The 11,851-nt window shown below is 39.7% G+C and carries 9 protein-coding genes; 3 read left to right on the plus strand and 6 right to left on the minus strand.

Annotation, left to right across the window (positions count from 1 at the left end; translation table 11 throughout):
* The first annotated feature begins 3 nt into the window (after positions 1-3).
* A complete protein-coding gene (locus LEP1GSC202_RS14460; RefSeq protein ID WP_244147732.1) occupies positions 4-2,520 on the plus strand; it encodes a SpoIIE family protein phosphatase in 2,517 nt (838 codons plus the stop codon).
* Between the two features lie 152 nt (positions 2,521-2,672).
* On the opposite strand, the gene LEP1GSC202_RS14465 is transcribed toward LEP1GSC202_RS14460, so the two are convergent.
* From LEP1GSC202_RS14465 to murA, 5 genes are all read right to left on the minus strand, one after another.
* A complete protein-coding gene (locus tag LEP1GSC202_RS14465) occupies positions 2,673-4,037 on the minus strand; it encodes a FliI/YscN family ATPase (protein WP_015678485.1) in 1,365 nt (454 codons plus the stop codon).
* 88 nt (positions 4,038-4,125) lie between these two features.
* Positions 4,126-4,905, minus strand: a complete 780-nt coding sequence (locus LEP1GSC202_RS14470; RefSeq protein ID WP_039929124.1) for a hypothetical protein — start codon at positions 4,903-4,905, stop codon at positions 4,126-4,128.
* A 141-nt stretch (positions 4,906-5,046) separates the two neighbouring features.
* Positions 5,047-5,361, minus strand: a complete 315-nt coding sequence (locus LEP1GSC202_RS14475) for an LIC10235 family protein (protein ID WP_015678495.1) — start codon at positions 5,359-5,361, stop codon at positions 5,047-5,049.
* A 171-nt stretch (positions 5,362-5,532) separates the two neighbouring features.
* Positions 5,533-6,231, minus strand: coding sequence for a 4Fe-4S dicluster domain-containing protein (locus tag LEP1GSC202_RS14480; RefSeq protein WP_015678546.1), 699 nt, complete (start codon positions 6,229-6,231; stop codon positions 5,533-5,535).
* Positions 6,232-7,536, minus strand: a complete 1,305-nt coding sequence (gene murA, locus LEP1GSC202_RS14485; RefSeq protein ID WP_015678491.1) for a UDP-N-acetylglucosamine 1-carboxyvinyltransferase — start codon at positions 7,534-7,536, stop codon at positions 6,232-6,234. It abuts the gene before it with no gap.
* Positions 7,537-7,580: 44 nt separating this feature from the next.
* Between murA and LEP1GSC202_RS14490 the strand changes: the two genes are divergently transcribed.
* On the plus strand, positions 7,581-8,723 hold the full coding sequence (locus LEP1GSC202_RS14490; protein ID WP_015678443.1) for a hypothetical protein: 1,143 nt from the start codon (positions 7,581-7,583) through the stop codon (positions 8,721-8,723).
* A 36-nt stretch (positions 8,724-8,759) separates the two neighbouring features.
* On the opposite strand, the gene LEP1GSC202_RS14495 is transcribed toward LEP1GSC202_RS14490, so the two are convergent.
* Positions 8,760-10,526 carry a glycoside hydrolase family 3 protein gene (locus LEP1GSC202_RS14495; RefSeq protein WP_015678511.1) on the minus strand — a complete coding sequence of 589 codons (1,767 nt, stop codon included), beginning with the start codon at positions 10,524-10,526 and terminating at the stop codon, positions 8,760-8,762.
* Between the two features lie 91 nt (positions 10,527-10,617).
* Between LEP1GSC202_RS14495 and LEP1GSC202_RS14500 the strand changes: the two genes are divergently transcribed.
* On the plus strand, positions 10,618-11,787 hold the full coding sequence (locus LEP1GSC202_RS14500) for a DUF3095 domain-containing protein (protein WP_039929125.1): 1,170 nt from the start codon (positions 10,618-10,620) through the stop codon (positions 11,785-11,787).
* Positions 11,788-11,851 lie beyond the last annotated feature (64 nt).

Below are 11,851 nucleotides of genomic sequence, written 5' to 3' on the forward strand. Positions count from 1 at the left end.
TCGGTGCAGTTTTTGGGGAGCAGGTCAAATTTATTATTTGGCTTTGCTGCGCTGCTTTTGGCACTCAGGACATTGTTTACAGGAGAACGTTTTATCTTTAATGAACTCACTCCAATATTAAGTTGGAATGTATGTTTACGAATTGAATACTTCACCTTTTATCTTTCCCCATATTTGTTCTTTGCTTTTTTTCGAGAATTTTATCCAGATTTTTATCCAAAATGGATGCACCGTTCACTTTTAGTTCCGACACTTTTATTCATTTCTTTTTTATTCCTTTTACCAACGGAAATGTACACAGAGTTAAATGCGTATTTCCAAATTGTCTTTTTGTTTGGAATTTTGATGATTTTGCAAGGTGTGTTCCGAGCCGCCTTTCATAAAAAAGAAAGTGGGTTTTTGTTTTTAGTAGGTATCTGCACGGTAGCCAGTGCTGCCCTTGTCGATTTGTTAAATGCAAATCAAATATTTTATTCCGTAGAAGCAATTCCAATTGGTATTTTTGTTTTTATCCTTGTCCAATCACTCACTCTCTCGAGAAGGTTTAGCAAAGCATTCTCTGAAGTGGAAACTCTTTCCAAACGATTGCTTGCACTCGACAAATTGAAAGATGAATTTTTAGCAAATACTTCCCATGAATTAAAAACTCCCCTAAATGGAATCATTGGAATCGCCGAATCGATGTTTGATGGAATTGGCGGGAAACTCAACCAAGAACAAAGACAAAATTTAGGAATGATAGTGAGTTCCGGGAAACGATTGTCTTCCCTTGTGGATGATATCTTAGATTTTTCTAAAATGAAAAATCGAGATTTAGATTTGGACCTAAAGGCAATTGACCTTCACCAAATCTGTGATTTTGTCCTTGTGATTTCACGGCCATTGTATGTAACAAAAAATCTGACTGTTAGAAATAATGTGCCAATCGATTTTCCCCCAATTTTAGGCGATGAAGCGAGACTCCAACAGATTTTATTCAATGTAATTGGGAACGCGATTAAGTTTACGGAAAAAGGTCGCATTGAAGTTTCTTGTGAGATCGTGGACAAAATGGCAGTCATCTCCGTAAACGATACGGGGATTGGAATTCCAAAAGACAAATTTTCTGATATCTTCCGGTCATTTGAACAAGTTGATTCCTCCACCACACGTAAGTTTGGTGGAACAGGGCTAGGGCTTGCCATCTCCAAACGTTTGGTGGAACTGCATGGTGGTAACATTTGGGTAGAATCAACTCCTGGACAAGGTTCGAAGTTTTCCTTTTCATTGCCACTTGCTAGGGAAGGGGAGATCCCTATGGAAAAACCACAGATGAAAAAAACCGAGATGTGGTTTGGTGGGGATAATTTTGAATTTGAACCGATTGAAGATGCCGAGGAAGAATTTGAAGGGGAAAAGCTAAAAGTCATCGTTGTAGATGATGAACCCATCAACCGTCATGTTTTGAAGAATCACTTAACACTGATTGGTTGTGATGTAAGTGAAGCTTCAAATGGTGTAGATGCAATTCGTCTTGTTAGGGATGAAGGTCCATTTGAACTGATGTTACTCGATATTATGATGCCCGGGATGAGTGGTTATGATGTATGTACAGTGTTACGTGAATCGTATTCCTTATACCAACTACCTATTTTGTTTTTAACAGCCAAAAATCAAATCGCTGACATCATTGCCGCTCTCGAAGCAGGTGGGAATGATTATCTTGCGAAACCATTCGACAAACGTGAATTAATCTCTAGAGCCAAAAATCTCATTACCTTAAAAAAGGCAGTAGAAGAACAAAACAAATTTATTGCCATTCAAAATGAATTGGGTTTAGCAAGAAAACTCCAATATTCCATTTTACCAGAGGAAGCACCAAATGTAGTTGGGATCAAAACTGAGTTTTATTACGAACCGATGGACAGTATCGGGGGAGATTTTTTTGATTTCCATGCCATCTCTGAAACAGAGTTAGGTGTTCTTGTCGCTGACGTATCTGGTCACGGTATCCCTGCAGCCCTAGTATCGGCAATGTTAAAAATCGCTTTTTCCACACAAGTGAGACTTGCAAAAGAACCAGCACAACTTCTAAACCAAATCAATTCCACATTACTGGGAAAAATGAAAGGAGCCTTTGTCACCGCTTCCTATGTGTATATCAATTTAGATACCAAGGAAATGATACATGCACGTTGCGGCCATCCTCCTCTTATTTTAAACCGAAAAGGTGAACCCAAACCCAAACTTAGTATGCCACAAGGAAAACTCATTGGATGGATCCCGGAACTCGATATCCAAGAAGACCATATGAAAATCCAATCGGGAGATAGGATTGTGTTGTATACGGATGGTATTACTGAAGCAACAAATTCCAAAAAAGAGATGATTGGACAAGAAAATTGGGAATCGATGTCCAATCGTTATAGTGGGTATCCTTTGACAGAATCCAAACGTTTGTTACTCGAGAAGATCAAAGAGTTTACAGGTGATCGAACTCCTGATGATGACGTAACTCTTGTGATTTTGGAAATAGAGTGATTGCTTCTACACTTTTATCTTAATCAGTAAATGATTTTCGCTGAAAGAAAATGAAATATGATTTTAATTCCATAGAATTTGAATCAAAATCCATTGGATTTCGAAAATTATTTAGAAATAAATCAGTGAATCGAATTTAAACCAAAAAATCACTAAAATTCATCCTCGTTTCGAGAAGAGGATTGTAAAATTTGCTCTAATCGTTTGATGGCTTCGTTGTAAGAAGATTTTTCCTCAATCCTTTGCCTCAAATAATCATCAATTTGCGATTTTTTATCGATGGCCATATCAATTTTTTCATCTGCACCTCTGACATAGGCATTGAGTAATATGATGTCTTCAGAATTTTTGTATTTGGAAATGAGTTCACGAACGATGGATGCACGCATATAATGGTCTTCGTTGACAATCTTTTGCATTAGCCGTGATAATGAAGAAGGAACATCAATCGCAGGGTAATGGCTTTGTTCTGCCAGTTTTCTTGTGAGTACAATGTGACCATCAATAAACCCACGTACTTTATCTGCTACGATATCATCCATATCGTCTTCGGCATCTGTCAGCACAGTATAAAACCCAGTGATAGAACCGCCGTTATGTGAAGTTCCTGCTCGTTCTACAAGTTTTGCCATTTTGGTGAACACACTGGAAGCATACCCTTTTGTAACGACAGGTTCCCCAATGGACAATTCACGAAGTGCTTCCGCATACCTTGTTAGGGAATCCATATACAAATTGACAGACATTCCTTTTTCACGGAAGTATTCTGCAGCAGAACATGCCAAGTTTGCACAACTCACTTGTTCCATTTTGGAAGAATCGGAAGTGGCAACAAAAACGACCGATTTCGTTAGCGCCTCTTTCCCAAGTTCCACATGGAGGAACTCATTTACTTCACGGCCCCTTTCGCCGATCAGAGCCACTACGTTGACATCGGCGTTTGTATAACGGGCAATCATTCCGAGTAAACTTGATTTACCAACACCAGATCCCGAAAAAATTCCTATCCTTTGCCCACGACCAACAGTTAACATCCCGTCGATGGCCCGGACTCCTGTTTCTAAAATTTCGGTGATGGGTGGTCGATCGAGAGGGTTTAAGAATCTTGGTTCGGACGCTCTTTCTTCTTTGGTGATGAGAATCCCTTTGCTATCAATTGGTTTTCCAAGACCATTTAACACTCGTCCTAAGAGTTCTGGTCCTACATTTAAAGTGATTTGCCTTCCAGAAGAAAACACAAAGGCATGCGGGAATATCTCTTGTGTATCACCTAATGGCATTAAGGTGTAGAGGTGGTCTTTGAATCCAACTAGAACACAAGGCAGATAACCTTTGTCAGAACCTCTTTCGACTTCTAAGATCTCACCCACTTTAGAATCGGGAGGACCTTGTGAATAAATGACATTGCCCACAACAGAAACAACGACCCCACTCTTACGAATGGGTTCGATTTTTTCGACAACATTGAGATACTTCGAAATGGCATCGATTTGTTCTGTGAATTTTTTTTCGATCATGGACGCTTTTCACTCATCCAATCATGTGACATAATTAAATCAAGCGAATTGAGGCCAGGAACCCACCTGGAACCTCTTTCCCGATTTCTTATCGACAGAGTTTGATTTGGTCTAAGTTTGCAATTTGTTTAGGGGAAGGGAGCTTTTTCCCAAGAACCACGTTCCCACCTTCTCCCATACTTGCCGATTCATAGGCCCATTTCCCAAAATTGGTGGAAACGGTATAACAGTCTGGAAAGGACTTTGCTTCTTTCAGTTCTTTTCCCGTCCAAACGAGGATCTTGTCAGGAGTGCGAAGGAAAAGATTTTGTCCATCTTCTGACCATCGGATTCCATAAAGGGGTAAGGCTGTCCAAAAGCTGATGGGATAGGATTGGATTTTTTTGTCTGAAACTTGGAGTAGGTTCAATTCAAATTCTGTAAATTCTCCCTCTCCTGTTGGGTTTGCGGTAACAAGTGCCACCAAATTTCCATTTGGTGAAGGAGCCATTTGGAAAATGATTTTTTTCTCAGGTGTGGCAGGGTACGAAAAAGCGCCCCCAGATTCAGGATAGATGGAGAGGGTTTGGTTTAAGGTTCCGTATTCATCATCCTTTCCCACGAGTACGAAAAGTGATTTGGATAGAGTATGGTAAAAAATTCCATCTCCTAAGGACCAAGAAGGTAATTCCCATTCTCGAATCACTTTCCCACCTGTTTTTTCATTTTGGACCAATTTGATTTTACTTTGGTAATTTCGTTTGTCAGTGGTTCCATTCATCGGATTCCAAGAATCTTTTTCCTGGAAATGGACCGTTAGGATCAGGTTGAAATTTGGGTCATTGCTTGGTGAAATTTCTTCCGCTAATGTAGCATCACGCCAAATCATTTGAGAACAACCAAAAGCAGCGAAAAGGACAATGGGTAACAGAGTTTTCATAGGAAATGAAGATAGTTGGAAAACACTGTCTGTAAACAAAAAAGGGGATCAATGTCCCCTTTCAGTTAGAAAAATAGATAGAAAAAGGAATTATTTTCCTTTTTTAGCTTTCGCTTTTTCTTTATTCTTTTGGTCGATTTCTGCTCTATGAGTATCACAAAGTCTGTAAAGAATGCCTGTTACCGGGTTCTTACGAGTTACTTTTGTACCACAAACGATGCATAGACCTTGCGCTCTTCTTCTTTTGTAAAGTTGTTGAACTCTCTCCGCTCCAGATGCTTTGTACTTGGAGATTTGGATTCTGAATCCTTTGAAAAGGTAATTCCCAATCGACTTCTCAGGGTCTTTTTTTAGATCATCTGCAATTTTATCGATTTGTCCTGGGCCTACTTTTTGTGGTTCCATAGCTTTCTTTTTCCTTTAAACTAATTTATATTTTTTTTGACGAAGGGAAATCCCTTGCCCTAACAAGAGTATCTCTCTTATTTCCAAATAATTCAAGATATTTTTTTTACCGAATAACAATTTTTTGATGTTTTGCGACGTTTTTTTTCTAAAACGTTTGATAGGTGATCGTTAATTTTTGAATAATTTGATTTGAATCGCTTTAGGAAAACTTGGACATGTTTCTACACAAAGTCCACAACCTGTACAACTTGAAAGTGAAAAAACTGGTAAATTCCCCTTAAATTTAACGGTTTTTTCGATTGGGCAGGTAACAAAACAAGCATTACAGGTTGATTCTCCCGTTTTCTCATTGATACAAAATTCCTTTAATAACTTCGCCTTACCAAACTTTGGTGTCGTATCGGACACTTCGTACGGTAGTAGGGCTTCCTCAGGACAGGCAGAGATACATGGCCAATCCGTACAAAGATGGCAAGCTTTCGCATTGGGGTCAAAATGAGGAAAGGATTGGTTTTGGTTTTCTTCTGTAACAGGGAATAAGACGGCGTAAGGGCAGGCAAAAATACATTCATTACAACCCGTACACAAGGAAAAAAAATCAGAACTTGCCCCAGGTGGTAAGGACAAGGTTTGGAACATTCTCGTTTTTCTTTTCCGAACAACTGTCGGTTTCGATTTTAGTTTGTTTAAGGAATCTTTAGAACCTTTCGAACGAATTTTTTTCTTGGCCTTTGCTTTTGGATTGAGTTTCGGATCTGATTCTTCTTTCCAAACTTCTTTGATGGCTTCTGAGATTTCGTCTGCCTTGGTGAAGGTAAACTGGAAAACGGATTTAAATCCTTCTCGAAACAGATCCTTTCGTTTCATTTAACTCGGAATTCTTTCGATTTGAGCCCCAAGAGAACGAAGCCTAGTATCAATGGACTCAAACCCTCTGTCAATTTGAACAATGTTATGGATCTCACTTTGTCCTTCTGCGCAAAGGGCTGCTATGATCATCGCCATTCCGGCACGGATATCAGGGCTTGCCACTCGTTGTCCATACAAACGATTGGCTCCAATCACAATGGCTCGATGTGGGTCACAAAGGATGATTTGAGCACCCATTGCGATGATATTGTCCACAAAGAAGAGCCTGGATTCAAAGAGTTTTTCATGGATGAGAACAGTTCCCTTGCACTGTGTTGCTGTGACAAGGGCCACTGAGGTCATATCTGCCGGGAAACCTGGCCATGGAGCATCATCGATTTTTGGTGTGGCTCCATGGTAGTCTGGGATGATTTCCATTTTTTGGTCAGAAGGGACAAGGATTCCTGTCTCCGTCGGCCTCACTTCGATTCCTAACCTTGAGTAAACCATTCGGATCATACGGATGTCTTCTAAATTGACATCTGTGATGTGAATTTCTCCTCCAGTAACAGCTGCTAGGCTGATAAAGGATCCTACTTCTAAATAGTCGGAACCGATGCGGTGTTTGAGTCCACCTTCGGGGGAGGACAGTGAAGTTACACCTGTGATGGTTAGGTGGTTTGTGCCTATCCCCTCAATTTTTGCACCAGCAGCAACTAGGAAACGACAAAGTCCTTGCACATGAGGTTCAGAGGCGGCATTCCGAATGATGGTGGTGCCTTCTGCAAAAACTGCTGCCATCACAGCGTTTTCAGTGGCAGTGACAGACGTTTCATCAAGAAGGATGTCCTTTCCGAAAAGTCGGTCAGCTGTGATCATATAGCCATCTGGGAAGACTTCGATTTTGGCACCAAGGGCTTCGAGGGCGAGGAGGTGGGTGTCCATCCGCCGCCTACCAATTTTGTCACCACCTGGTTTTGGTAGAAAGACACGCCCAGTCCTTGCGAGGATTGGGCCTGCAAGAGTTACGGCGCCACGGAGCTGGGAACAAAGTTCGTATGGTAAATCCGATTTCACTGGATTTTTTTTCTGAAAGAGGTAGGATCCTTTTGTATCGAGGGAAGTGATTTCCACGCCAATATGGCGGAGGACATCCATGAGCTTTTGGACATCGGCGATTTCAGGAAGGTTTTCTAATATGACATCTCCTTCCCATAAGAGTAGAGCCCCGAGTAAGGGTAGGGCTTCGTTTTTATTCCCTTGGGGAACTATTGTCCCATGGAGTGGATTTTTGCCGATAATTTTGAAGTAGGAAGAACTCACCTTGCTTCCATTCGACACAACAGAGATATGAGGAAAAGTAATTTATGAATTTTATGGCACAAGTCGTTTGGATTTTTCCAAAATTTGATACAATCTACATCTTTTACATCGTGCTTATGGGACTTGCTGCCTTCATTTACGTAAAGTTGATGAATTATTTACAAAACAAACAAGCAAGTGTGGTGAACCATTGGGTGGAATTCCAAAGGTATGCCATTGCCAGAAAATGCAACCAAGTGGAACTCAATATCCTACGCGATTTTTATGATCATTTAAATGAAGAAGAAAGGGAAATTTACCTATTACCTGAAAATAGAAACAAACTTAAAAATGCACTTTATCGTTATTTTTTAAAATCAAATGCGAATACAACGGAAAAGGAAGTAAATTTATTCGATAAACTCTTTCGTTCAGGTGTAGAATTCAAAAAAGAAATTTTATCTCTGAATGACTTAACCATTGGTGAAGTGGCAGCACTTGAGGCTGACGGAAGAGAAGAGCTTACCTATGTGATGCAAAAAACATCCGACGAATTGTTGTTATCTGCGAAAGGGATTTCAAAAGACCTGCTTGTTCCTGGTAAGGAGGCAAAATTGTATGTGTTTCGTCCCAGTAGCGGTGGTTATTTATTAGATGGAAGGGTGATACGCACGAATGATAGTGGTGTGATTTTTCATTTTAATGGGAAAATCGAAAGGAAAGGTGAATCCCATTTGATGTTAATGGATAAAATTTCACTCACAGTTTCGCCTTGGCCACCACCGGAACAGAAAAAGGATTTAGAATTAGATAAAAACAAATTAATGTTAAGCGAAGAAAACATTGATAAACAATTGGAAGTTTTAAAACGGATTGCCAAAGACCAAAAAGAAAATAATGAAAAACGATTTGATATCAAAGAAACAGCCAAGCCATTCATCACATTATCAGAACGTCTGTCAGATCGAGGGATTTTGTTTACGTTTCCAACGGGCATCTCACCAGAAATCTGGAAACACCAAGACTTATGGGAAGTGAGTTTTAGTTTTGAAAAAGGCCCTGAATTTCATATCCGTGCGAAAATGATGCCCACCAAACAAAAGTCAGACTTGTATTTACTTCGTTTTGTAGATGCCGATGAGTCAGTGCGGAAATCTTTGTATGAAGAAATCCGCAAACGTGGTGGAGTGAGAGAAGTATTGTCTTAAAGAAGATGATTTGATTTTATAAATCACTTCAAAGACTCATAAACTTTCAGGAAAGGCACCAATCGAAGGTGTCTTTGCTTCTTTTGTTAGTAAAATTAGATCTACTTTTGGAATATCTTTTCCTGAAGTGAGTTTCGCACCTAAAGCTTCCCAAGATCCTGTAGTCAGTGAAAACGATAACAAATACTCTACATTACGTAACTCTGGCAATTGGATGAAGGGAGTCCCGCCATGCATCACAAGGAATCGTTTATTTGGGTATTTTTTGGCAAGTCCTACAATGGATTTGATTTCGGCTTCCGAAGTAGAATCAAAAACATAGGTGGAATATGCCTTTTGTTTGGTGAGACTAACAAAGGATTTCAAAGGAAAAGATTGGATCTTTCTGTTTTTTAGAAACTCTTTTAATTTTCCATTTTTAACAAAGGAGATGGTTTGTTCTGGAATGATGGTAGCTGTCACAACTGATTTTGGATACGCACGAATCGAGTCTTCGTTGATTTCTTTTGCATAAAATTGGGACTGGTTTAGTTTTGCATAACGATCGTTTCTTTCTTTTTCCCAATTTACCAAATACTCTTTCTGCTTTTGGTTCTCTTCATACATTTGAGGAGAAATAGAATTTTTATCGTATATTCCCAGTTCCAATTTTTTACGAATTTGTTTTTGGACAGCTGATTTTAATATATCGTGTTCTTTTCCTTCTTTGTCGACAAAACGAAACTGACCTTTTTTGTAAGCATCCATGAGTTGTGCTTTGAATTTTCTAGCTGTTTCTCCCCAACTTGTAAGTAGGACGATGTTTGCACCAGCAAGGATTGTGAGGACTCCTGGACGATCTTTTTCATAATTTTTGGATATCGCGTGCATTTCCATTGCATCGGTAATGATGATTCCATCAAATTGTAGGGATTTACGCAAAATGTCTGTTAGGATGGTTTTGGAAAGTGTGGCAGGAAAATTAGCATCGATTTTGGGATACATGATATGGGCTGACATAACTGCTTCCGCACCACCTAATATCGATTGTTTGAAAGGCACTAGTTCCAACTGTTCCAAGTCTTGTAAACTTTTGTTAATGATCGGCAGACCTAAATGGCTATCGACTGTGGTATCTCCATGTCCTGGAAAATGTTTGATCACAGGCAAACACCCACCAGCCCTTGCCCCTTTTTCATAAGCAACAGCAACTTCCGACACTCGATTGACGTCCGATCCAAAGGAACGTGTGTTAATGACTGGATTGAGTGGATTATTATTAATATCTAAAACGGGAGCAAATAAAAAATTAAGACCTAAGTTTCTCAATTCGTAAGAAGTAACAAATCCAACAACTTCACCCCATTCTTTTTTGCCAGTTTGGCCAACTGCCATAGCCCCTGGGTAATGTGTGATCCCATCTTGTACACGGAATACTCGTCCGCCTTCTTGGTCTGTTGAGATGAGAAACGGAGGTAGGCCGTTTTCTTTTGCAGTCAGTTGTAAGTTTTCTGTTAGGGAAAGGATTTCTTCTTTTTTGCCTAAGTTTTTTCCAAAGAGGATGATTCCACCTGGTTTCGTTTGTTTGATTTCTTCGAGAGCTGTTTGGTCAACTGTTTTTGAAGGAATGGCAATGTGGATGGTTTGACCTACCAGTTCTTCTTCCGTCATTCCATTGGTGATGGACCATGCTTTTTCATCTAACCAAACTTTTCGTTCATTGGCTGCAAGTTCTGTCAGGTAAAAACCAAAACAATAAGAAGATCCAAAAAATCCAAACAAAAGGAAAAAGGAAAACGAGGTGCGTAAGAGAACTTGGTTCATAGACTATGTTTATAGGTTTTAAGATACGCTTTTCTAAGACAACTACGAAAAATCTCACCTGACTATGGGATTTGATTCGTCTGACTATTTAATGGATGATTTTTATAAAAACCTAAAAGCCAGTTCCAAATTTCAAAATATTTTTGAAGGGACAACCGTCTCAAAAGTTCCAGATGATTGGTTCGTTCTCATCACAGACATTGTTGGTTCTACAAAGGCAATTGAAGAAGGGCGTTATAAGGACGTAAACACTGCTGGTGGACTCACTGCGATTGCTGTGGCAAATGTGTATGGGCATATGGATTTTCCTTTTGTGTTTGGTGGGGATGGGGTTACATTTTTACTTCCTATCAATTTACTTTTTCCCATTCGTTCCGCAATTGCTGATACAATCTCCCAAGTAAAGGCGGCATTTGGTTTGGAGATGAGGGCAGGGATTGTACCTGTACAAGAATTGTATCGGGCCGGTACGGAATTATTTTTAAGTAAGTTCAAAGCGTCCGATCATTATGTGCAATGTTCTCTCTTTGGTACGGCACTCCCGCTTGCTGAACAATGGATCAAAGAAGGAAAAGACGAATCGTATTTGGTGCGGGAAAACGAAAAGATTTTGCCTGCGGATTTCACTGGTTTTACTTGTCGTTGGAAGGACATCCCAAGTGAAAGGGGAGAGATCGTTTCTCTCATCGTAAAACCAAACCATTCCGATTTGGAAGTATGTAAAAAAATTGTGACAAGAGTTCTCAATTTTATACGTTCTGAATATGGTGAAGAAAAAGATTACCACCCACTCAGTCTCAATCAAATTGAATTGGACAATGGAGATCATTTACGTAAAGAAGCAGTCGCAAGGACAGGAAAACATTCAGGGTTGAAGTTTCGCCTAACACTATTACAAATTTGGATTGAAAGGACACTTATGGCCCTTGCCATCAATTGGAAACTTCCGATCAAATCAGGTCATTATTCATTGGATCGACTTAAAGAATACCAAGTCATGTCTGCTGATTTTAGAAAGTATGATGGCACTCTCAAAATGGTGATTGATGGTTCAAAAAAACACCGATTGGCTTTAGAAAGTTTTTTAGAACAGTTGGAAAGGGAAGGTTTGCTCCACTTTGGAATTTTTGTTTCGAACAGGTCACTTATGACCTGTGTTCTGAAAGTTGCATCCTCTGATGAGGTTCATTTTGTTGATGGAGCTGACGGCGGTTTTGCGATGGCCGCAAAATCCTTAAAGGAAAAACTGAAAGCAAATTAGAGGAAGTTCGAAAGTTTTTACTGAATGGAAATGGTTTGGTTCCATTCAGTATCGATAACGTTTA

Origin of the sequence: Leptospira yanagawae serovar Saopaulo str. Sao Paulo = ATCC 700523, assembly GCF_000332475.2 — a bacterium.
Classification (GTDB): Bacteria; Spirochaetota; Leptospiria; order Leptospirales; family Leptospiraceae; genus Leptospira_A; species Leptospira_A yanagawae.